This window comes from uncultured Salinisphaera sp. (genome assembly GCF_964012375.1).
Lineage (GTDB): Bacteria > Pseudomonadota > Gammaproteobacteria > Nevskiales > Salinisphaeraceae > Salinisphaera.
In genome coordinates this window covers 12,525-33,554 of sequence record NZ_CAXGSH010000006.1, presented here as the reverse complement: position 1 = coordinate 33,554, position 21,030 = coordinate 12,525, and the positions used below count along the sequence as shown (strand labels likewise).

Here is a 21,030-nt window from a genome sequence, read left to right as displayed (position 1 = left end):
TCGGTGTTGGGGCTCGTGAACAACACCGCCAGTTTAACCGCAGCCGCCGCCGCGTTGGTGCTGCTACAGCGTGCCGTGGGTGGTCAGGCCACGCGCAACGGGTGGACGTTGCTGGGCTTGATCGTGTCCTTGATATCGTTCCAGTAGACGATTTCCATACGCCCGTCGAAGTGCTCGACCAGCGCGCTGGCCGATTCCACCCAGTCGCCGGAGTTGTAATAGCTCACGCCTTCGATGGTCTTCATCTCGGCATGGTGAATATGCCCACAGACCACGCCGTCGAAGCCGCGACGCCGACACTCGTGGGCCACCGCCTTTTCGAACTCGCTGATGAAGTTCACTGCCGATTTGACCTGGTGCTTGGCATAGGCCGACAGAGAGAAATAGGGATAGCCCAGCCGTGCCCGCGCATTGTTGAAGTAGCGATTGACGCGCAGCAGCGTCACATAGGCCACGTCGCCGATACGGGCCACCCAGCGGTGGTAGCGGGTCACCACGTCGAACAGATCGCCATGGATGATGAACAGCTTGCGGTCGTCGGCGGTCACGTGGACGGCATCGTTGACGATCTGGATATTGCCCATCTTCAGTTCGTAGTCGACGAACTTGCGCAGGAAATCGTCGTGGTTGCCGGTCACATAGTAGACCTGCGTACCGCGTCGCGACTTGGTCAGGATACGGCGGATGACGTTGGTATGCTCCTGCGGCCAGAAGAACGTCGAGCGCAGCCGCCAGCCGTCGATGATATCGCCGACCAGATACAGCTTCTCGCACTCGCAGTGCTTGAGAAACGACGACAGCGCCTCGGCCTGGCTGCCGGCCGTGCCCAGATGTGCGTCCGAAATGAATACGCTGCGATAACGTAGCGGCGGGCGTTGCGTGTTGTCTTTTGGCATGGCCTGTTCCGGTAACGGATTCGGTTGCAGCCTAGAACGCACAAATCACGGTTCGGTGACGCTTTAATGGCGTTTTCATGACAGGCCGGTACGAACTCTTTCAGAAACGCTTTTGCTAAGCTTCGCCGCAGGCGCCCCTCGGGCCGCACCGCGGCAGCATTTCTTTCTCGACGACAAGACAACAGATGACAGCGAAACGACACCGGGTTCTTATCGTGGGTAACGGCGGGCGCGAACATGCGCTGGCAACCAAGATCGCGGCCTCGCCGCGGGTCGACCAGCTGTATGTGGCACCCGGCAATGCCGGCACGGCCCGTATGCCCGGCGTCGAGAATATTGCGCTTGCCGCCACCGATATCGATGCGCTGCGCGATTTCGCCCTAGACAACGCCATATCCCTGACCGTAGTCGGCCCCGAAGCGCCGCTGGCCGCGGGCATCGTGGACTGCTTCGAGCAGGCTGGCCTGGCTTGTTTCGGCCCGGGCCGCGACGCGGCGCGCCTGGAAGCCAGCAAGGCGTTCTCGAAGGATTTCCTGGCCCGCCACGCGATTCCGACCGCCGACTATGCGGTCTTCAGCGAATACGATCAGGCGGCCGCCTATATTCGCGACGTGGGCGCGCCCATCGTGGTCAAGGCCGACGGCTTGGCCGCCGGCAAGGGCGTTTTCCTCGCCGATAGCGAACAGACAGCCCTCGCCGCGGCGCGCGACATGCTCGAAGACAACGCCTTTGGCGACTCCGGCGCCCGTATCGTGGTCGAACGCTTCCTCACCGGCGAAGAAGCCAGCTTCATTGCCCTGGTCGACGGCAAGAACATCCTGCCGCTGGCCAGCTCCCAGGATCACAAGGCCGCCTACGATGGCGATACCGGCCCCAATACCGGCGGCATGGGCGCCTATTCTCCGGCCCCGGTCATGACCGACGCCATTTTCGAGCGCGTGATGGCCGACGTCATCGAACCGACCGTGGCCGGCATGGCGGCCGACGGCAACGCCTTTACCGGCTTTCTCTATGCCGGCCTGATGATCGACGAGGCCGGCGACGCCCGCGTGCTCGAATTCAACGTTCGTCTGGGCGACCCCGAAACCCAGCCCATCCTCATGCGCCTGCAAAGCGATCTGGTGGACCTTATCGAAGCGGCACTGGATGCCCGGCTCGACCAGGTCGAGGCCGAATGGGATACGCGCGCCGCGCTGGGCGTGGTGATGGCGGCCGGCGGCTACCCCGGCAGCTATGACAAGGGTGACGAAATCACCGGCCTGGAGGCCGCCGAGGCGGCCGGCGCACAGGTATTTCATGCCGGCACCCGACTGGCCGATAACGATAGGGTGGTGACCGACGGCGGACGCGTACTATGTGTCTGCGCCCTCGGCGATGACGTTGCCCAGGCCCAGTCACGCGCCTATGCTGGGGTCGAAAAAATAAGCTGGCGCAAGGCGATGTGTCGTCGTGATATCGGTCATCGGGCGATATCGCGCGATGACTCGTCGGCGCCACAATGAACGATAATCAACAAGACCTGCCTTTTCGCGATCAGACTGTTCCAAGGAATCCAGTGATGAAATCGACTCGTTTCGTGAGCCGTATGTGCCTCTTGTGTGTTCTGCTGGTTATGGCAGCAGCCAGCCAGGCAGCCACCGAAAAGACGGTCTATGGCTGGGTGGAGAAGGCGCAGCTCGTGCCCTGGGGCGTGACCCTCAAGGCCAAGCTCGATACCGGCGCGCTCACTTCGTCGCTACACGCCACGAATATCGAAAAGTTCGAAAAGGACGACGACACCTGGGTGCGATTCACGACGCGCGTGGAAGATCAGCGCACCAAGGAAATGGTGGAAAAGAAGTTCGAGCGCCCGCTCTATCGCGAACTCGAGGTCACCGGCGCCGGCGGTAGCGACGAGCGCCCGGTCGTGCTGCTCGATGTCTGCATGAACAACACGATCTACGAAGAACAGTTTTCTCTGCGCGATCGCGGCGACATGATCTACCCGCTGCTGCTGGGCCGGCGCACCATCCGCCATCTCGGGCTGATCGACGTCAGCAAGAGCTTTCTCAACGAGCCCGAATGCGACCACGACTCCAAGGTCGTCGAACACAAGAAAGATTCCGATTCCGACGACTGAACGGCCCGACATTTAAGTGAAAGACCTTCATCTCAAGACGCTCGCGCTGTTTCTCAGCGTCGTTGCCATCGCGCTGTGCTTCTACAAGACGGAGCGTCTCGGCGTGCCGCTGACGCCGCAGTCCAGCGCCCAGGTGTGGACCGCCGAAGCCACGGTTCGATTCGATGGCCAGGATCGATCCGCCAAGATCAATCTGGCGGTGCCCAAGGCGCCACCGGGTTTCTCGGTACTCGACGAGAACTTCATCTCGGCCGGCTACGGCCTGGCCACCAACGACCTCGGCGCCAATCGGGTGGTTCAATGGGCCGCACGTAACCTCAGCGGCCAGCAGACACTCTACTACCGCGTCGTGCTCACCGAAGACAGCGACGCGCATCGCGATCGAACCGAGCCTACGCCGACCTATCCCGACATTCCCGAGTATTCGGACCCGGAACGGGCAGCGGTGTTCACCCTGCTCGACAGCGTGCGCTCGCGCTCGGCGGATACGGCCTCCTTCGCCCACGAGCTGCTGCGCCGCTTCAACGATCCCACCCCGGAAGCCGAGGTGAAGGTTCTACGCGATGAGTCCTCGGATGCGACCGCCCAGGTCAAGCAGATCCAGCATATCCTTGCCGGTGCCCGCATCCCCTCGCGTATTGCCCATGTGCTGCCGCTGGCCGGCAGTCTGCGCCACGGCAGCCTGACGCCCTGGCTCGAGGTCTACAACGGCGAACGCTGGCTGGCCTTCAACCCGCGCACCGGCGCCGCCGGTTTTCCGGCCGATGCGCTGGTGTGGTATTCCGGTGACATGCCGCTGGTGGATATCGAAGGCGCCGACAACGCCAGCGTACAATTCTCCGCCCTGCGCACGTCCCGCGATGTGATGGGCCTGGCACAGCAGCGTGCCCGGCTGATCAACTCCGACGTGCTCGAATACTCGCTGCTGTCACTGCCGATCGCGACCCAGAACACCTACAAGATTCTGCTCACCGTGCCGCTGGGCGCGCTGGTGGTGGTACTGCTGCGCAACTTCATCGGCCTGCGCACCTTCGGTACGTTCATGCCGGTACTGATCGCGCTGGCCTTTCGCGAGACCGAACTGCTCTGGGGCTGCATCCTGTTCACGGTGCTCGTCGCCCTGGGCCTGATCGTGCGCTTCTATCTCGAGCGGCTGAAACTGCTGCTCGTGCCCAGACTGGCCTCGATGCTCACGATCGTGATTCTGCTCATGGCCGGCGTGTCGGTCATCAGCCACAAGCTCGGCATGGAGCACGGGCTCTCGATCGCGTTGTTCCCGATGGTGATCCTGGCGATGACCATCGAACGCATGTCGATCGTCTGGGACGAAAACGGGCCGAAGGATGCCCTGCTGTCCGGCTTCGGCAGCCTGGCGGTCGCAGCCGTCGGTTTCGTGGTGATGACCCACCCGCTGGCAGAATATCTGGCCTTCGTCTTCCCCGAGCTGCTGCTGCTGGTACTGGCGTTCACCCTGCTGGCCGGGCGCTATACCGGCTATCGTGTCTCCGAGCTGTGGCGCTTCCGCGCCTCGGCCCGGGCGATCACGAACAAGCAATGAGCGGCCTGGGACGCGGTTGGCGCAGCCGGCTGCGGCTGCTGCGGCGCAACCCGCCGCTGCGCATGCCGTCGACGCTCAGGGAGCTGGGCATCCTCGGCATGAACGAGCGCAACGGCGACTACATCAGCATCTACAACAAGCGCAAGTACTATCCGCTGGTCGACGACAAGCTCAAGACCAAACAGCTGGCCCTGGAAGCCGGCATCGCCACGCCGCAGCTGTATGGCGTAATCGAGATCGAACATCAGGTGCGCGAGCTCGACACGATTCTGGGCGATCACCAGGACTTCGTGATCAAGCCGGCCCAGGGCTCGGGCGGCAGCGGCATCATGGTTATCGGCGGCCGACGCGGCAATCAGTTCCTGCGCTCTTCGGGCGTGAGCGTATCCCGCAGCGAGCTCGAGCACTTCATCTCGAACGTGCTGTCGGGCATGTACAGCCTGGGCGGCCTGCCCGACAAGGCGATCATCGAGTATCGCGTCAAACCGCATGCGGTCTTCGACGTCGTGAGCTTTCAAGGGGTGCCCGATATTCGCACGATCGTGTTCCGCGGCATCCCGATCGCCAGCATGGTGCGTCTACCCACGCGTCAGTCGGACGGCAAGGCCAATCTGCATCAGGGCGCGATCGGCGCCGGCATCGATCTGGCCAGCGGCTGCACGGTCGACGGGGTATGGTTCAACAGCGTGCTGGATTCGCACCCGGATTCGGGCAACGCCGTACGCGGTATCCAGGTACCCGACTGGCAGCTGCTGCTGGAACTGGCGGCGCGCTCCTACGACCTCACCCAGCTGGGGTATCTGGGCGTGGACGTGGTGCTGGATGCCGAGCACGGGCCGCTGGTACTCGAGTACAACGCCCGGCCGGGCCTGAATATCCAGCTGGCCAACCAGATGGGCCTGCGTCACCGGCTCGAGAAAGTGCGCGCGATCGAAAAGATACCCAGCTCGGCGGCAGCACGCGTCGCCCTGGGCCAGGAATTGTTCGGGGAAGGCTAGCCGCCCGGCGCCGTCGTTGATCGACGAGCGCCGGGCCACGTCTGCGGCGGTCCGGCTTCAGCCGGCCCGATTACGCGCGTGAATGAACGTCCAGTAGCCGAAGGCGTTCACCGGGCGGGTCTCGACCACGTCGAGATCGGCCATTTCCAGGAAATCGTCCAGAGGGAACGAGGGCCGGAAACCGACCAGCTTCGACAGCGGCGATACCATGCGCTCTAGCGAGGCCATCGCCCCCTTGCCCTGGCTGAAGTGGTTGACGATGAACAGGTCGCCGCCGGGCTTGCAGACGCGCTTCATCTCCTCGACCACCTTCTTCGGATCCGGGGCGACGGATACGACGTACATCGCCACGACCTTGTCGAAGCTGTTGTCGGCGTACTCGAGCGCCTGTGCATCCATCAACGCCAGCGAGATGCGATCGGCGTTGCCGTTGACGCGCGCCTTGGCGTACTCGAGCATTTCCGGCGACACGTCGATACCCACGACTTCGACATCGTCGGCGTAGTGGTCGAGCGACAGCCCGGTTCCCACGCCTACCTCGAGTACGCGATCACCGGCGTTGCAGTCCATCTTGCGCACCGCCACTTCGCGCCCCTGCTCGAACACCGGGCCGAAGAAACGATCGTATTGTCGCGACAGACGGCGATACGCGGTTACGACGGATTTTTCATCCATGAATAGGTTCCCGTAGATTAGTCGTGCGGCCAGTCAGGCGAGCGAAGAATACGCCTGTGTCGTCGCCGACACAAAAATCGCGCGCACAACGAAGCCTAGAGCGCGCCGCGCGACGTTGCGCGCACCTTTTGTCCGACGAGTTCGAACAGCCCACGCATATCACCACCGCGGTGACAAAGCCGCGGACGTGTTTCGTGCTCGAAGAAACGGATGGTGCGAAAAGAGCGTGCCGGGTCCATACGAAACCAGTGCCTGAGCCCGGCCGGTATGCGCACGTAGTCGCCCGGCTCGCAGGACAAGGCGAAGACCACGCCCGACGCCCGCATGAACAGGATGCCGGCGCCGTGTACGAGCAGCTGCGACTCGACGGCATCGTGCGCATGTTCGATCATGAGCTCGCGCTCGATGGTGTCGCGACGCGGATGCGAAATCGGCACGCTGGCAACATCGAGGGCAACGCGCGGCATGCTGGCCATGAGCCGATCGAGCGGCGCGATATAACTGCCGATCACCTCGTCCGGGCGCGATTCTTCATCGAAGAGCACGCTGGGCAATTCCACATGGTCGTAGTGGATGCCCACACCGGCCAGGCGCCCGGCGATACAGCTGCGCTCGGTATCGCACAACTTGAGCTGATAGGCATGGTCGATGTCGCGGTAGAGCTCGGTCATGATCGTTGTCGTTGCGCAGGGGGCATTGACCCCCGAAAAGAACACGCCGCACAGCGCAGCGGCTGGCAAGAATCCGCCGCGCTCCATAAAAAGCGCCGGCATGGTAACCGGCGCCGCGTGACAGCGAAATGTCGGGCCGACTACGAAGCCGGCGCGCGGGGGCTCACCCCTGGTCGCGCTTCCAGTTGATCAACCCGCCGGCGCGCAGGATGTCGATCTGACGATCGGACAACGCGTGCTTGCAGGTGATCGTTTTACCGTCTTCGGACTCCACTTCGACAGTATCGCCCGCCGCCAGTGCCTCATGTAGACCGCTGATCTTGAGTTTGGTGCCCTGCTTGAGCTTGTCCAGATCTTCGCCATCAGCAAAAGTCAGCGGCAGCACGCCGAAGTTGACCAGATTCTGCCAGTGAATACGCGCATAGTCCTTGGCGATAACCACACGGAGCCCGAGATAGCGCGGCGCGATCGCCGCATGCTCGCGTGAACTGCCCTGGCCGTAGTTCGACCCGCCGATAATGGCGTGATCGCCGGTGTCCTTGGCGCGGTCCGGGTAATCCTCGTCCACCACGTCGTAGACGAACTCGGCGATCGCCGGGATATTGGAACGAAACGGCAGCACCTCGGCGCCCGCACGCATGATCTCGTCAGTCGAGATATCGTCGCCGACCTTGAGCAGTACCGGCAGTTCGAACTCGTCCGGAATACCGTCGAAATCGGGCAGCGATTTGATGTTCGGCCCCTTGACGAGTTCGACCTTGCGCGCCTCCTCGATCGGCAACGGCTCTTCGAGCATCTTGTCGTTGACGACGGGATCGTCGGGATTTTTCACCTTCGGGTACTCGAAATCGAGCGTACGCGGATCGGTGATCTTGCCCATCAGCGCCGAGGCGGTGGCTGTTTCCGGCGAGCACAGGAACACCGAATCTTCCTTGGTGCCGGAGCGCCCGGGGAAGTTGCGCGGCGTGGTGCGCAGGCTGTTGCGGCCCGAGGCCGGGGCCTGACCCATGCCGATACAGCCGTTGCAGCCGGCCTGATGCAGGCGCGCGCCCGAGGCGATCAACGGCCCGAGCAGGTTGTCCCGGGCCAGCGTCTGCAGCATGGCCCGCGATGACGGGTTCACGTCGAAGGAGACATGCTTGCTCACCTCACGCCCACGCACCATCTCGGCGGTGATCGCGAAATCGCGGTAGCCGGGGTTGGCCGAGGAACCGATATAGGCCTGATACAGCTCGTCTCCGGCAACCTCTTCGACCGGCACGACGTTGCCCGGCGACGTCGGCTTGGCGATCAGCGGCACGAGCGTCGACAGGTCGATCTCGTCGTGCTCGTCGTATTCGCAGCCCTCGTCGGCGAGCAATTCCTCGTATTCGTCTTCGCGCCCCTGCGACTTGAGAAAGCGCTTGATCTCGGCGTCGGCGGGGAAGACCGTGGTGGTCGCGCCGAGCTCGGCGCCCATGTTGGCGATGACGTGGCGATCCATGGCCTCCAGGTTATCCAGCCCCGGGCCGTAGTATTCGATGATCTTGCCGACACCGCCGGATACGCCGTGGCGACGCAGCATTTCCAGAATGACGTCCTTGGCCGAAACCCAGTCCGGAAGCTCGCCGGTGAGCTTGATGCCGAAAACCTTCGGCATCTTGGTGTAGAGCGGTTCGCCGGCCATGGCCATGGCCACTTCCAGGCCGCCCGCACCGATCGCCAGCATGCCCATCGAGCCGCCGGCCGGCGTATGACTGTCGGAACCGAGCAGGGTCTTGCCGGGACGTCCGAAGCGCTCCATGTGCACGGCATGGGAAATGCCGTTGCCCGGCCGCGAGTAGTAGGCGCCGAAGCGCTCGCAGGCCGACTGCAGGAACAGGTGATCGTCCGGGTTCTTGTTGTCTTCCTGGATCAGGTTATGGTCGACATACTGAGCCGAGATTTCGGTCTTGACGCGGTCGAGCTCCATTGCCTCGAGCTCGAGCATGACCAGCGTACCGGTCGCATCCTGGGTAAGCGTCTGGTCGATTCGCAGCGCGATCTCTTCGCCTGGCGTCATCTCGCCGTCTATAAGATGCGACGCTATGAGTTTCTGGGCAACGTTCTGGGCCATGGATCCCTCCGGCGTGTTTGATGCCCTCACCATAGCTTGCGGCAACCGGTTCAGAAAGCCGCTACGGCATGTCCAAGCAAAAAATATGCCGTGAATGAGACTTATTATTATTTGCGGCTATTTTTAGTTCGCATGTGAGGGGCCAAATCGGCTACCGTTAGCACGGCGATGCAGCAGGCATCGACTCGCCACGAAGAAACGCCGACGTCGGCAACTTGTGTAAACTACATGGATTATATCTGCGGCCTGTACGCGATACGGATCCATACACGAGTGCTTCGCGTAGAATAGGAACACGCAATGAACGCTGCTACCGAACAAGCCGTCGTGATCTGGCCGCTGCTGCTATTCGCCGCCGGCGCGCTGGGGCTCATCGTGTTCATGCTCGGCGTTTCTGCCGTGCTGGGCGGGCGCCATAATTCGCGGTTGGGCAACCAGCCGTATGAATCGGGCATCAAGCCCACGGGCAGCGCCAGAATGCGCTTCTCGGCCAAGTTCTATCTGGTGGCGATCATTTTCGTGCTTTTTGATCTCGAAGTGGTCTTCATCTTCTCCTGGGCCATCGCGGCACCCGCGCTGGGCTGGCCCGGTTACTTTGCATTTCTGTTCTTTCTCGGGGTGCTGACCCTGGGCCTGATCTACGAGTGGCGCATCGGCGCGCTCGATTGGGCACCCAAGGCGCCGCGCCAGTACCGCCTGGAGGCGATCGAAAGCAATCGTCGCCGTAACCAGGCCGACGCGCCGCGATGAGAATCTCGCGCGTTGTACGCCCGCTTGGATTGAACACCCGACAGGACGATCATTAATGGGATGGTCACTGACTAGCACCGACAAGAATCCGAAACCCGGCTCGGCCGGTTCGGACGACGGCAGCGCGAACACGATCGAGGATGCGCTGGCGCGCAATGTCGTCACCGCCAAGCTCGACGACATGATCGCCTGGGGGCGCAAGCACTCGATGTGGCCGTTCAACTTCGGCCTGTCCTGCTGCTATGTGGAAATGGCCACGGCCCTGACCGCCCCCCACGACATGGCGCGCTTCGGCTCGGAAGTCATTCGTGCCACGCCGCGCCAGTCGGACGTGATGATCATCGCCGGCACCTGCTTTCTGAAGATGGCGCCGGTGATTCAGCGCCTCTACGACCAGATGATGGAGCCGCGCTGGGTGATTTCCATGGGTTCCTGCGCGAACTCGGGCGGCATGTACGACATCTATTCAGTGGTCCAGGGCGTGGACAAGTTCCTGCCGGTCGACGTCTACGTGTCGGGCTGCCCGCCCCGCCCGGAAGCCTTTCTGGAAGGGCTGCTGCTGCTCCAGGAAAACATCGGCGCGGAAAAACGTCCGCTGTCGTGGATGATCGGCCCGCAGGGCGTAACCCAGCGGCCGAAACTGTCGATGCGCGACCGCAAGCGCAGCGAGCGCCTGTCGGTCACCACCCTGCGTACGCCGGATTCGGTCTGATGCTCGATCGCGTGGATATCAAACAGCAGCTGTTCGAGCGTTTCGACGAGCGTACGTTCACCGAGCAGATCACCGCCGACGGCATGCCCACCTTCTGGGTCGGCCGCGACCGTATCTGCGATGTACTCAAGTTCCTGCGCCAGGACAGTACGCCGGCCTACCGCATGCTGTTCGACCTGACCGCGATCGACGAGCGCGTCCGCGAGCATCGGCTCAACCAGCCGGCCGCGGATTTCACCGTGGTCTATCACCTGCTTAGCCTGTCGCCGGTCGCCGAGATACGCCTCAAGGTCGCGCTGTTCGATGACGACCTGAACACCCCCACCGCCACCGGCGTATGGCCCAACGCCAACTGGTACGAGCGCGAAGTCTGGGACATGTTCGGGATCACCTTCGACGGGCATCCGAACCTGCGCCGCATTCTCATGCCGCCGACCTGGAAAGGGCATCCGCTGCGCAAGGATCACGCCGCGCGCGCGACCGAGTTCGAGCCGCTGCATCTGGACCCCAAGCGCCAGGACGAAGAAGAGAACGCCCTGCAGTTCAAACCCGAAGACTGGGGCATGAAGCGCGAATCCGGCGATACCGAGTTCATGTTCCTCAACATGGGCCCGAACCATCCCTCGGTACACGGCGTATTCCGGATCGTGCTGCAGCTCGACGGCGAGGAAATCGTCGGCGCGGTGCCGGATATCGGCTACCACCATCGTGGCGCCGAGAAGATGGCCGAGCGCCAGTCCTGGCATACCTATATCCCCTATACCGACCGGGTGGACTATCTCGGCGGGGTGATGAACGAGCTGCCCTACGTCATGAACCTCGAGCACGTGCTCGGCATCCAGGTGCCGGAACGGGTCAAGGTCGTACGCGTGATGCTCTGCGAGTTCTTCCGTATCACCAGCCATCTGATGTTTTTCGGCACCTATGTGCAGGACATCGGCGCGATGAGCCCGATCTTCTGGATGTTCTCCGATCGCCAGAAGGCCTATGACGTGATCGAGGCGATCACCGGCTTTCGCATGCACCCGGCGTTCTTCCGTATCGGTGGCCTGACCATGGACCTGCCGAACGGCTGGGATCGCAAGGTCAAGGAATTCCTCGACTGGTTCCCTTCGCGGCTGGCCGAGTACAAGAAGGCGATGGCGCGCAACAGCGTGCTGGTCAAACGCTCCAAGCATATCGGCGCCTATTCTCAGGACGAGGCGATCGACTGGGGCATTACCGGCCCGGGGCTGCGTTCGACCGGCGTGGATTTCGATCTGCGCAAGGCCCGTCCCTATTCCGGCTACGAAAACTTCGACTTCGAGATCCCGACCGGCACCAACGGCGACTGCCAGGACCGGCTCGACGTACGTATCGAAGAGATGTTCCAGAGCTGTCGCATCATCGAACAGTGCATGAAGAACATGCCCGCTGGTGACTACAAGGCCGATCATCCCTTGACCACGCCGCCGGTCAAGGAACGCACGATGCAGGATATCGAAACCCTGATCGCGCACTTTCTGACCGTCAGCTGGGGCCCGGTGGTGCCGGCGATGGAATCGGCCTGCATGGTCGAAGGCACCAAGGGCCTGAACGGCTATTACAGTATTTCCGACAAGCATGCGATGAGCTATCGCACGCGTATTCGCACGCCCAGCTTCGCCCATCTGCAGCAGATCCCGCTGATCTCGCAGGGCGGCCTGGTGGCCGATCTGGTGGCCATCATCGGTGCGATCGATTTTGTTATGGCAGACGTGGACCGATGAAGCTCAGTCAAACCGAAATTGAGGCCATCCAGCACGAGATGACGCTGTACGAGGATCCGGGCGCGGCGACTATCGAAGCGCTCAAGATCGTGCAGGAACATCGCGGTTGGGTATCGGACGAGTCGCTGGAAGCGGCCGCCGCCGTGGTCGGTGTCACGCCGACCCAGATGGAAGCGGTGGCAACGTTCTACAACCTGATCTTTCGCCAGCCGGTGGGTCGGCACGTGATCATGATCTGCGACTCGATTTCCTGCTATCTGACCGGCTACGAGGAAATCCTGGCCTATCTGAAGAAGACGCTGGGCATCGAGTTCGGCCAGACCACGCCGGACAATCGCTTCACGCTGCTGCCGATCTGCTGCCTGGGCAACTGCGATAACGGCCCGGCCATGCGTATCAACACCGACTATCACGGCCGGCTCACGCCCGATAAGGTCGACGCCATTCTGGCGGAATACCCCTAGGCGCGGCGCAAGGACGAACAGTCATGGAAAAGGTTCTTACCAAAAACATCCGCGACAATCGCGAGCCGATGACCATCGGCGAGTACGAGCAGGCCGGCGGCTGGGAGGCCTACAAGAAGGCGCTTCATGAAATGAAGCCCACCGAGGTGGCCGGCCTGGTCAAGGAAGCCGGCCTGCGCGGACGCGGCGGCGCGGGCTTTCCGACCGGCGTGAAATGGTCGTTCATGCCGCGCTTCGAAGAGAATCCCGAGAAGCGTCCGGCCCATGTATATCTCGTGGTCAACGCCGACGAGATGGAGCCCGGCACCTTCAAGGATCGCCTGCTCATGGAAGGCGACCCGCATCAGCTGATCGAAGCGATGGCCATCGCCAGCTATGCGATCGGCGCGGATATCGCCTACGTGTTCATCCGCGGCGAATACACCGAATGCCAGCGCAAGCTCCAGCGCGCGATCGACGAGGCCATGGAAGCCGGCTATCTGGGCCAGGACATCCTGGGCACCGGCTTCAATCTCAAGATGTATCTGCACATGAGCGCGGGCCGTTATATCTGCGGCGAGGAATCGGCGCTGCTCTCCGCGCTCGAAGGCCGTCGCGCCGTGCCGCGCCACAAGCCGCCCTTCCCGGCGGCTTCCGGCCTGTTCGGCCAGCCAACGACGGTCAACAACGTCGAAACCATCTGCAACGTCCCGCATATCGTGAAAAACGGCGCCGAGTGGTACAAATCGCTCGGCCTGCACAAGGACGGCGGCACCAAGATCTTCGGCGCCTCGGGCCATGTCGCCCGCCCCGGACTGGTCGAACTGCCGCTGGGCACGAAGCTGTCCGATCTGCTCGATCATTTCGGCGGCGTGCGCGGCGGGCGCAAGCTCAAGGCCCTGCTGCCGGGCGGCGGCTCCACGCCGCTGTTGACCGACGAACATCTGAATACGCCGATGGACTATGAAGGCGTGGGCGCAGTCGGCAGCCGCCTGGGCACGGGCACGATGGTGGTCATCGACGACCAGACCCCGATCGTGGGCGTTCTCAAGAACCTCGAGCATTTCTATGCGCAGGAATCCTGTGGCTGGTGCACGCCCTGCCGTGACGGCCTGCCCTGGGTGGAGCGTATTCTCACCAATCTGGAAGCCGGGCACGGCAAGCCGGGCGATATCGAGCTGCTGGACCTGCACGTCAAGCTGCTCGGCCCGGGCAAGACTTTCTGTGCCCATGCCCCCGGCGCGATGGGCCCGCTCGAATCCGGTCTCAAGTATTTCCGCGACGAACTGGCGGCCCTGATTCCGCCCGAGGCGGATACGCTGGATCTCACCCAGCCGGCCAACGCCGCCTCGAACAACTAGCGCACGGTTTAGCGATGGCAACGATCAAGATCGACGGCAAGCAGTTCGAGGTGGACCCCACCGACAATCTGCTCAAGGTCGCGCTTTCAAAGGGCTTCGACCTGCCCTATTTCTGCTGGCACCCGGAGCTGCATTCCGTGGGCGCCTGTCGCCAGTGCGCGGTCAAGCAGTACAAGAACGAAGACGACACCCAGGGTCAGATCGTCATGGCCTGCATGACGCCGGCCTCGGATGGCGGCTGCTTCTCGATCGAAGACAAGGAAGCCAGCGATTTTCGTGCCCAGGTCATCGAATGGTTGATGATCAACCACCCGCACGACTGTCCGGTGTGCGAAGAAGGCGGCGAATGCCATCTGCAGGACATGACCCTGATGACCGGGCATACGCGCCGGCGCTATCGCGGCCCCAAGCGCACCCATCGCAATCAGGAGCTAGGCCCGTTCATCAATCACGAGATGAACCGTTGTATCGCCTGCTATCGCTGCGTGCGCTACTACCGCGACTATGCCGACGGCGACGACCTGCGCGTGCTCGGCTCGCATTCCAACGTCTATTTCGGCCGCGAGGCCGACGGCGCCTTCAACAGCGAGTTCTCGGGCAACCTGGTCGAGGTCTGCCCCACCGGCGTGTTCACCGACAAGACGCTGGGCGCGCACTACAACCGTAAATGGGACATGCAGAATGCCCCGGGCATCTGTACCCATTGCTCGCTGGGCTGCAACACCAGCCCCGGTTCGCGCCAGGGCATATTGAAGCGTATCCAGAACCGCTATCACGGCGAAATCAACCACTATTTCCTCTGCGATCGCGGCCGCTTCGGCGCCGGCTTCGTCAACCGCGAGGACCGGCCGCGCCAGCCGCTGGTGCGCGCGGACAACGGCGTGCTCGAGCCCCAGGACATGGACGTGATGCTCGCCTCGCTCAAGAGCGTGCTCGCCGAGGCCAAGGGCCTGGTCGGTATCGGCTCGCCGCGCGCCTCGCTGGAAGACAACTTCGCGCTGCGCCATCTGGTCGGCGCCGACAACTTCCATAACGGCATGAGCGGGCCGGAAAGCCATGCCAGCCTCGCCGCACTCGCGCTGTTGCAGGAACACGCCGGCCGTCTGCCGACGCTGCGCGATGTGGAATCCTGCGATGCGGTATTCGTGCTCGGCGAGGACGTGACCCAGTTCGCGCCGCGCCTGGCACTGTCGTTGCGCCAGGCCGTACGCAACGAACATCACGTCCTCGCCGAAGCCGCCAACATTCCGAAGTGGCATGCGCGTGCGGTACGCGACGAGGGCCAGCATTTCTACAGCCCGCTGTTCATGGCGGTGCCGGCGGCCACGCGTCTGGACGACGTGGCGACCGAACTGTTTCATCTGCGCCCCGCGCGTATCGCTGAGCTTGGCTTCGCGGTGGCCGCCATTCTCGACGACGCTGCGCCCATGCCGGCCAATATCGACGAACAGACGCGCACGCACGCCGAAACCATCGCCAACGCCCTCAAGACGGCGAAAAAACCGCTGGTGGTCGCCGGTACGAGCCTCGGCAGCGAAGCCGTGCTGACCGCAGCCGGCAACGTCATGCGCGCGCTCGAGTCGGTACACGACGACGCCGGGCTGTTCGTTACGCTTAACGAGGCGAATAGCCTCGGCATGGCGATGATGAGCGATCGCGACGTCGATCACGCCTTCGAGGCCATCACCAGCCGCCGTGCCGATACGCTCATCGTCATGCAGAACGATCTCTACGAGCGGGCCCAGCATGGCAAGGTCGATGCCGCGATCAAGGCCGCCAAGAACCTGATCGTGCTCGATCACAGCATGACCGCGACCATCGCCAAGGCCGACTACGTGCTCCCCGCCGGCAGCTTTGCCGAGGCGGACGGCACCCTGGTCAACAACGAAGGCCGCGCCCAGCGCTTCTTCCAGGTCTTCATTCCGGAAGCGCCGTTGCAGGAAGGCTGGCGCTGGTGTGCCGATCTCAATCGTGCGATCGGCAAGCCGGTGGACTGGTACGGCATGGACGATCTCATCGACGCCATCGAAGCCGCCTGCCCGCAGTTCGCGGGTATCAAGACGGCCGCGCCCAGCACCAGTTTCCGCAAGGCCGGCATGCGTTTTCCGCGCAGCCCGCATCGCTATTCGGGGCGTACCGCGCTCTATGCCAACGTGGACGTACGCGAGCGTCGTCCGGAAGTGGATGTGGACTCGGCGCTGGCCTATTCGATGGAGGGCTACCACGGCAGCGATCAGCCGCCGGCGCTGATGGCCTATGCCTGGGCGCCGGGCTGGGATTCCAACCAGGCCGCCATTACCCGTTTTCAGGATGAAGTCGGTGGCCATCTCAAGGGCGGCGATCCCGGCACGCGGCTGCTCAAGGTCGATGCCAACGTACCCGACTATGCGCCGGCCGAGCCCAAGCTGGTCGAAGGCTGGCAGGCGATCCCGCGCTATCACATCTTCGGCAGCGAATCGCAGTCCGCCAAGGCCCCGGCGATTCAGCAACGCATGCCGCGTGCCTGGTTCACCCTCAACGAAGCCGGTGCCAAGGCGCTGGGCCTGGCCGCGGCGGATACGCTGCGCCTGACCATCGACGGCGAGATCCATGCCCTGCCGGTCACCATCGACCCCAGCCTGCCCGACAAGACCATCGGCGTACCGGTGGGCGCCCATGGCCTGATGGGCGTGCGTCTGCCTGCAGCGGTGTCGCCCTGATGTTCGGCTTCAGCACAGACACACTGCTCGATTTCGCGTTCACCGCCTTCGAGACCATTGCCATCCTGCTGGCGGTGGTGATTTCCGCTGCCCTGCTGATCTGGGTGGAACGTCGCCTGCTGGGCGTCTGGCAGGATCGCTACGGGCCGAACCGCGTTGGCCCGTTCGGCATCCTTCAGGTGGCCGCGGACATGATCAAGATCTTCTTCAAGGAAGACTGGATCCCGCCGTTCGCCGACAAGGCCGTGTTCGTCATCGCGCCGGCCATCATCATGTTCACCACGCTCATGGCGTTCGCAGTGGTGCCGTTCACCGAGACCATCGGCGTGGTCGACCTGAACATCGGCATTCTGTTCGTGCTGGCGATGAGCTCGCTGGGCGTGTATTCGGTGATTCTGGCGGGTTGGTCCTCGGACAATAAATACGCCCTGCTCGGCGGCATGCGTACCGCCGCCCAGATGATTTCCTACGAGGTCTTCATGGGCCTGAGCCTGCTGGGCGTGGTGCTGCTGGCCGGCAGCTTCGATCTGCGTACCATCGTCGAATCCCAGGCCGGTATGTGGAACGTGATCCCGCAGTTCCCGGCGTTCGTGATTTTCTTCATTGCCGGCATCGCCGAAATCCATCGTGCGCCCTTCGACCTGCCCGAAGCGGAACAGGAGCTCACCGCCGGCTATCACACCGAATATTCCGGCATGAAGTTCGGCATGTTCTTCGTGGGCGAATATCTGGGCATCGTGCTGATCTCCTGCCTGACCACGGTGCTGTTCTTCGGCGGCTGGCTGGGCCCGATCCTGCCCGGCTTCGTCTGGTTCGCGCTCAAGGCCGGTTTCTTCATCTGCTTTTTCGTGCTGCTGCGCGCGGCCACCGTGCGCCCTCGCTACGACCAGCTGATGGCCTTCGGCTGGAAGATTCTGTTGCCGATTGCGCTGGTCAACGTCGCGATCACGGGCGCTGTCGTGGTGGCCATGGCATGAGCACGTCGTACTCTCTACTCGATTTCACCGGTTACGCGAGTCACCTATGCTGAGTGTTCTGCGCACCATCTGGATGACCCTGATGCACACCTTTCGCAAGCGCGAGACGGTGCTGTATCCGGAAGAAAAGCCTTATCTGCCGCCGCGCTATCGCGGGCGTATCGTGCTCACGCGCGATCCGGACGGCGCCGAGCGCTGCGTGGCCTGCAATCTGTGCAGCGTGGCCTGCCCGGTCGACTGCATCAGCGTGGTCAAGGCCGAGGACGAAAGCGGGCGCTGGTATCCGGAAACCTTCCGCATCAACTTCTCGCGCTGCATCTACTGCGGCTACTGCGAGGAGGCCTGCCCGACCTACGCGATCCAGCTCACCCCTGACTTCGAAATGGGCGAGTTCGATCGTCAGAACATGGTCTACGAAAAATCCGATCTGACCATTTCCGGCGTCGGCAAGCGGCCCGGCTACAACTTCTATCGCGTCGCCGGCATGGCCGTGGGCGGCAAGGACAAGGGCGAGGCCGAGAACGAGGCCGCGCCCATCGACGTCAAGACGCTGCTTCCCTGAGGCCGGGCCGACTATGGAAATCGCTTTCTATCTCGCTGCCATCGTCGCCGTCGCCGCCACCGCGCGGGTGATCAGCTGTGCCAACGCGGTGCATGCGCTGCTCTACCTGATCGTGTCGCTGCTGTCGGTGGCGATCGTGTTCTATACCCTCGGCGCACCTTTCGCGGCCGCACTCGAGGTGATCGTCTACGCGGGCGCGATCATGGTGTTGTTCGTGTTCGTGATCATGATGCTCAACCTCAATCAGGAAACCGTGGCCCGGGAGCGCAGCTGGTTGGCGCCCCGGGTATGGATCGGGCCCGGCGTGCTGGGCGTCGTCCTGCTCGGCGTTCTGGCCGTGGCGCTTGCCAGCGGTGGCTCCATGGGCAACGTCGACAGCACGCCGCTGATGGCCGAACGCATCGGCATGACCATGTTCGGGCCCTATGTACTGATCGTGGAACTGGCCGCCTTCGTGCTGCTGGCCGCCCTGGTGGTCGCTGCCCATCTGGGCCGCGACGATCGTGACGTGGCCGAAGAAAAACGCGTCGCCGCCGCGCGCGGGCGTCGCCACCCGGGAGGCGAACAATGAACGGCATCCCCATGGAACACGGCCTGATTCTGGCCGCCCTGCTGTTCACCCTCGGCCTGGTCGGGCTGGTGGTACGGCGCAATACGCTGTTCATCCTCATGTGCCTTGAGATCATGCTCAATTCCGCAGGCCTGGCCTTCATCGTGGCCGGCGCGGCCCATGGCGCGCCCGATGGCCAGGTGATGTTCATCCTCGTGATCACCCTCGCTGCCGCCGAGGCCAGCATCGGGCTCGGCCTGCTGCTGCAGCTGCATCGCCGTTTCAAGACCATCGACATCGACGCCGCCAGCGAGATGCACGGATGAATTTGCTAGCCCTGACCATCGTCTTTCCGCTCGCCGGCAGCCTCGCGCTGTCGTTCTTCCCGCGCATGGCCGATCGCGCCGCGGCGACCATCGGTGCCGGGTCGGTGGGCCTGTCCGCGCTGGTATCGGCGTGGCTGATCTATACCTTCGTCACCGGCGACGGCGCGCCCTATACGCAAACCCTGTGGACCTGGGTTTCGGTGGGCGACTTCACGCCGGCGTTCGCGCTTTATTTCGACGGGCTGGCCGCGACCATGCTTGGCGTGATTACCGGCGTGGGTTTTCTCATCCACCTGTTCGCCGGCTGGTACATGAAGCACGACCTCGACGGCGGGCCGGGCATGGGGCGTTTTTTCGCCTACATGAACCTGTTCATCGTCGCCATGCTGCTGCTCGTGCTCGGCGACAACCTGTTCCTGCTGTTCCTCGGCTGGGAAGGCGTGGGCCTGTGCAGCTATCTGCTGATCGGCTACTACTACAAGGATGAGGCCAACGCCTGGGCGGCCTTCAAGGCCTTTCTGATCACGCGTATCGGCGACGTGTTCCTGGCCATCGGCCTTTTCCTGCTGTTCACCACCTTCGGCACACTCGATATACAGACCCTTCTGGAACAGGCACCCCAGGCCTGGGCCGAGGGCGACCCGATGGCCAGCCTCGCCGCGCTGCTGCTGCTGGGCGGCGCCGTGGGCAAGTCCGCCCAGCTGCCGCTACAGACCTGGCTGCCCGACGCCATGGCCGGCCCGACGCCGGTTTCGGCGCTGATCCACGCGGCCACCATGGTCACCGCAGGCGTGTATCTGATCGCACGCATGCATGTGATATTCGAGCTTGCCCCGGCCGTGCTGGCCCTGGTGGGCGTCGTCGGCGCGGTCACGCTGCTGCTGGCCGGCTTCGCAGCGCTGTGCCAGACCGATATCAAGCGCGTGCTCGCCTATTCCACCATGAGTCAGATCGGCTACATGTTCCTGGCACTCGGCGTGGGCGCGTGGGATGCGGCCATCTTCCATCTGATGATCCATGCCTTCTTCAAGGCCCTGCTGTTCCTGGCCTCGGGCTCGGTGATCATCGCCTGCCACCACGAGCAGAACATCTTCAAGATGGGCGGGCTGCGCAAGAGCCTGCCGCTGGATTACGCGGTATTCATCATCGGCGGCGCGGCGCTGGCCGCCCTGCCCCTGGTCACGGCCGGCTTCTATTCCAAGGACGAAATCCTGTGGCTGTCGTTTGCCAACGGCCACCACGTGCTCTGGTTCGCCGGCCTGGTCGGCGCGTTTTTGACCGCGCTCTACACCTTCCGCATGATTTTCATCGCCTTCCATGGCGAAGCCCAGATCAAGGCCCATGCGGGCCGCGGCATTGCCCATCATCTGCCGCTGATCGTGCTGGCCGTGCTGTCCACCTTCCTGGGCGCCTGGATCCACCCGCCGCTGGCCGACGTGCTGCCGGTCCATGAAGGCGGCGATCACGGCACCACGAAACTGATCGTGGAAGTGCTGTCCGCTGCCGTGGCCATCGTCGGCCTCGGCGTGGCCGCTGCGCTGTACCTGGGTAGCCGACAGACCGCCGAGAAACTGGCATCCAATCCGCTTGGCCGTGGCCTGTGGCAGCTCTGGCACAACGCCTGGGGCTTCGACACGCTCTACGACCGCGTCTTCGTGCGCCCCTATCTGCTGCTGACCCGCCTGCATCGTCGCGACTGGATCAACTCGACCGTCAACGTCGCGCCGCAGATCGCGCTCATGCTCAACAGCGCGCTGGTCACCACCCAGAGCGGGCGCCTGCGCTGGTATGCGCTGTCGTTGTTTGCCGGTGCCGCGGTGCTGCTCGTCGCGCTGCTGTTCGGGTAATGCGCATGAATACATACGATAACGGCGTGACGACGGCGCGCTC

At 63.2% G+C, this 21,030-nt stretch carries 19 protein-coding genes; 15 read left to right on the top strand and 4 right to left on the bottom strand.

The window, feature by feature from the left end; all coding sequences use genetic code 11:
• Positions 1–83: 83 nt before the first annotated feature.
• Positions 84–896: a UDP-2,3-diacylglucosamine diphosphatase gene (locus ABNU97_RS02185; RefSeq protein ID WP_348765111.1), complete on the bottom strand. Its 813-nt coding sequence runs from the start codon at positions 894–896 to the stop codon at positions 84–86.
• A 185-nt stretch (positions 897–1,081) separates the two neighbouring features.
• On the opposite strand from ABNU97_RS02185, the gene purD reads away from it, so the two are divergent.
• From purD to ABNU97_RS02165, 4 genes are all read left to right on the top strand, one after another.
• Positions 1,082–2,398: a phosphoribosylamine--glycine ligase gene (gene purD, locus ABNU97_RS02180; protein ID WP_348765110.1), complete on the top strand. Its 1,317-nt coding sequence runs from the start codon at positions 1,082–1,084 to the stop codon at positions 2,396–2,398.
• An 83-nt stretch (positions 2,399–2,481) separates the two neighbouring features.
• Complete coding sequence (locus ABNU97_RS02175) at positions 2,482–3,015, top strand: ATP-dependent zinc protease (RefSeq protein WP_348765142.1); 534 nt, start codon at positions 2,482–2,484, stop codon at positions 3,013–3,015.
• A gap of 16 nt (positions 3,016–3,031) precedes the next feature.
• Positions 3,032–4,573 carry an inactive transglutaminase family protein gene (locus ABNU97_RS02170; RefSeq protein ID WP_348765109.1) on the top strand — a complete coding sequence of 514 codons (1,542 nt, stop codon included), beginning with the start codon at positions 3,032–3,034 and terminating at the stop codon, positions 4,571–4,573.
• Positions 4,570–5,571, top strand: coding sequence for an alpha-L-glutamate ligase-like protein (locus ABNU97_RS02165; RefSeq protein ID WP_348765108.1), 1,002 nt, complete (start codon positions 4,570–4,572; stop codon positions 5,569–5,571). The genes ABNU97_RS02170 and ABNU97_RS02165 overlap by 4 nt, the downstream gene beginning before the upstream one ends.
• A gap of 57 nt (positions 5,572–5,628) precedes the next feature.
• Here the strand turns inward: ABNU97_RS02165 and ABNU97_RS02160 are convergent, their stop codons facing one another.
• The 3 genes from ABNU97_RS02160 to ABNU97_RS02150 all read right to left on the bottom strand — a co-directional run bounded on the left by ABNU97_RS02160 (position 5,629) and on the right by ABNU97_RS02150 (position 9,012).
• Positions 5,629–6,246, bottom strand: a complete 618-nt coding sequence (locus tag ABNU97_RS02160; RefSeq protein WP_348765107.1) for a class I SAM-dependent methyltransferase — start codon at positions 6,244–6,246, stop codon at positions 5,629–5,631.
• A gap of 95 nt (positions 6,247–6,341) precedes the next feature.
• The gene (locus ABNU97_RS02155; protein ID WP_348765106.1) at positions 6,342–6,917 is read right to left on the bottom strand and encodes a hypothetical protein; all 576 of its coding nucleotides are present in this window, start codon (positions 6,915–6,917) and stop codon (positions 6,342–6,344) included.
• A gap of 163 nt (positions 6,918–7,080) precedes the next feature.
• Entirely contained in the window at positions 7,081–9,012 is a 1,932-nt protein-coding gene (locus ABNU97_RS02150) for an aconitate hydratase (protein WP_348765105.1), read from the bottom strand.
• 300 nt (positions 9,013–9,312) lie between these two features.
• On the opposite strand from ABNU97_RS02150, the gene ndhC reads away from it, so the two are divergent.
• The 11 genes from ndhC to nuoL are packed head-to-tail and all read left to right on the top strand — an operon-like array spanning position 9,313 to position 20,987.
• On the top strand, positions 9,313–9,762 hold the full coding sequence (gene ndhC, locus ABNU97_RS02145; RefSeq protein WP_348765104.1) for an NADH-quinone oxidoreductase subunit A: 450 nt from the start codon (positions 9,313–9,315) through the stop codon (positions 9,760–9,762).
• Positions 9,763–9,817: 55 nt separating this feature from the next.
• Positions 9,818–10,474 (top strand): NADH-quinone oxidoreductase subunit B family protein, encoded by a 657-nt coding sequence (locus ABNU97_RS02140; RefSeq protein WP_348765103.1) that lies wholly within the window; start codon positions 9,818–9,820, stop codon positions 10,472–10,474.
• A complete protein-coding gene (gene nuoC, locus ABNU97_RS02135) occupies positions 10,474–12,222 on the top strand; it encodes an NADH-quinone oxidoreductase subunit C/D (RefSeq protein ID WP_348765102.1) in 1,749 nt (582 codons plus the stop codon). Before ABNU97_RS02140 ends, nuoC begins: the two co-directional genes overlap by 1 nt.
• Positions 12,219–12,686 (top strand): NADH-quinone oxidoreductase subunit NuoE, encoded by a 468-nt coding sequence (gene nuoE / locus ABNU97_RS02130; RefSeq protein ID WP_348765101.1) that lies wholly within the window; start codon positions 12,219–12,221, stop codon positions 12,684–12,686. The genes nuoC and nuoE overlap by 4 nt, the downstream gene beginning before the upstream one ends.
• 23 nt (positions 12,687–12,709) lie before the next feature.
• Positions 12,710–14,026, top strand: a complete 1,317-nt coding sequence (nuoF, locus tag ABNU97_RS02125) for an NADH-quinone oxidoreductase subunit NuoF (protein ID WP_348765100.1) — start codon at positions 12,710–12,712, stop codon at positions 14,024–14,026.
• A gap of 14 nt (positions 14,027–14,040) precedes the next feature.
• Positions 14,041–16,725, top strand: a complete 2,685-nt coding sequence (gene nuoG, locus ABNU97_RS02120) for an NADH-quinone oxidoreductase subunit NuoG (protein WP_348765099.1) — start codon at positions 14,041–14,043, stop codon at positions 16,723–16,725.
• Positions 16,725–17,702: an NADH-quinone oxidoreductase subunit NuoH gene (gene nuoH, locus ABNU97_RS02115; protein WP_348765098.1), complete on the top strand. Its 978-nt coding sequence runs from the start codon at positions 16,725–16,727 to the stop codon at positions 17,700–17,702. The genes nuoG and nuoH overlap by 1 nt, the downstream gene beginning before the upstream one ends.
• Positions 17,703–17,748: 46 nt before the next feature.
• The gene (gene nuoI / locus ABNU97_RS02110; RefSeq protein ID WP_348765097.1) at positions 17,749–18,264 is read left to right on the top strand and encodes an NADH-quinone oxidoreductase subunit NuoI; all 516 of its coding nucleotides are present in this window, start codon (positions 17,749–17,751) and stop codon (positions 18,262–18,264) included.
• Positions 18,265–18,277: 13 nt separating this feature from the next.
• Positions 18,278–18,835: an NADH-quinone oxidoreductase subunit J gene (nuoJ, locus tag ABNU97_RS02105; RefSeq protein ID WP_348765096.1), complete on the top strand. Its 558-nt coding sequence runs from the start codon at positions 18,278–18,280 to the stop codon at positions 18,833–18,835.
• On the top strand, positions 18,832–19,140 hold the full coding sequence (nuoK, locus tag ABNU97_RS02100) for an NADH-quinone oxidoreductase subunit NuoK (protein WP_348765095.1): 309 nt from the start codon (positions 18,832–18,834) through the stop codon (positions 19,138–19,140). The genes nuoJ and nuoK overlap by 4 nt, the downstream gene beginning before the upstream one ends.
• On the top strand, positions 19,137–20,987 hold the full coding sequence (gene nuoL / locus ABNU97_RS02095; protein ID WP_348765094.1) for an NADH-quinone oxidoreductase subunit L: 1,851 nt from the start codon (positions 19,137–19,139) through the stop codon (positions 20,985–20,987). Before nuoK ends, nuoL begins: the two co-directional genes overlap by 4 nt.
• The last annotated feature ends 43 nt before the right edge of the window (positions 20,988–21,030 follow it).

Excerpts from the sequence above, each read along its gene's own strand:
- ABNU97_RS02185 (WP_348765111.1), bottom strand. The coding sequence starts at position 896 with ATGCCAAAAGACAACACGCAACGCCCGCCGCTACGTTATCGCAGCGTA.
- purD (WP_348765110.1), top strand. The coding sequence starts at position 1,082 with ATGACAGCGAAACGACACCGGGTTCTTATCGTGGGTAACGGCGGGCGC.
- ABNU97_RS02175 (WP_348765142.1), top strand. The coding sequence starts at position 2,482 with ATGTGCCTCTTGTGTGTTCTGCTGGTTATGGCAGCAGCCAGCCAGGCA.
- ABNU97_RS02165 (WP_348765108.1), top strand. The coding sequence starts at position 4,570 with ATGAGCGGCCTGGGACGCGGTTGGCGCAGCCGGCTGCGGCTGCTGCGG.
- ABNU97_RS02160 (WP_348765107.1), bottom strand. The coding sequence starts at position 6,246 with ATGGATGAAAAATCCGTCGTAACCGCGTATCGCCGTCTGTCGCGACAA.
- ABNU97_RS02155 (WP_348765106.1), bottom strand. The coding sequence starts at position 6,917 with ATGACCGAGCTCTACCGCGACATCGACCATGCCTATCAGCTCAAGTTG.
- ABNU97_RS02150 (WP_348765105.1), bottom strand. The coding sequence starts at position 9,012 with ATGGCCCAGAACGTTGCCCAGAAACTCATAGCGTCGCATCTTATAGAC.
- ndhC (WP_348765104.1), top strand. The coding sequence starts at position 9,313 with ATGAACGCTGCTACCGAACAAGCCGTCGTGATCTGGCCGCTGCTGCTA.
- ABNU97_RS02140 (WP_348765103.1), top strand. The coding sequence starts at position 9,818 with ATGGGATGGTCACTGACTAGCACCGACAAGAATCCGAAACCCGGCTCG.
- nuoC (WP_348765102.1), top strand. The coding sequence starts at position 10,474 with ATGCTCGATCGCGTGGATATCAAACAGCAGCTGTTCGAGCGTTTCGAC.
- nuoE (WP_348765101.1), top strand. The coding sequence starts at position 12,219 with ATGAAGCTCAGTCAAACCGAAATTGAGGCCATCCAGCACGAGATGACG.
- nuoF (WP_348765100.1), top strand. The coding sequence starts at position 12,710 with ATGGAAAAGGTTCTTACCAAAAACATCCGCGACAATCGCGAGCCGATG.
- nuoG (WP_348765099.1), top strand. The coding sequence starts at position 14,041 with ATGGCAACGATCAAGATCGACGGCAAGCAGTTCGAGGTGGACCCCACC.
- nuoH (WP_348765098.1), top strand. The coding sequence starts at position 16,725 with ATGTTCGGCTTCAGCACAGACACACTGCTCGATTTCGCGTTCACCGCC.
- nuoI (WP_348765097.1), top strand. The coding sequence starts at position 17,749 with ATGCTGAGTGTTCTGCGCACCATCTGGATGACCCTGATGCACACCTTT.
- nuoJ (WP_348765096.1), top strand. The coding sequence starts at position 18,278 with ATGGAAATCGCTTTCTATCTCGCTGCCATCGTCGCCGTCGCCGCCACC.
- nuoK (WP_348765095.1), top strand. The coding sequence starts at position 18,832 with ATGAACGGCATCCCCATGGAACACGGCCTGATTCTGGCCGCCCTGCTG.
- nuoL (WP_348765094.1), top strand. The coding sequence starts at position 19,137 with ATGAATTTGCTAGCCCTGACCATCGTCTTTCCGCTCGCCGGCAGCCTC.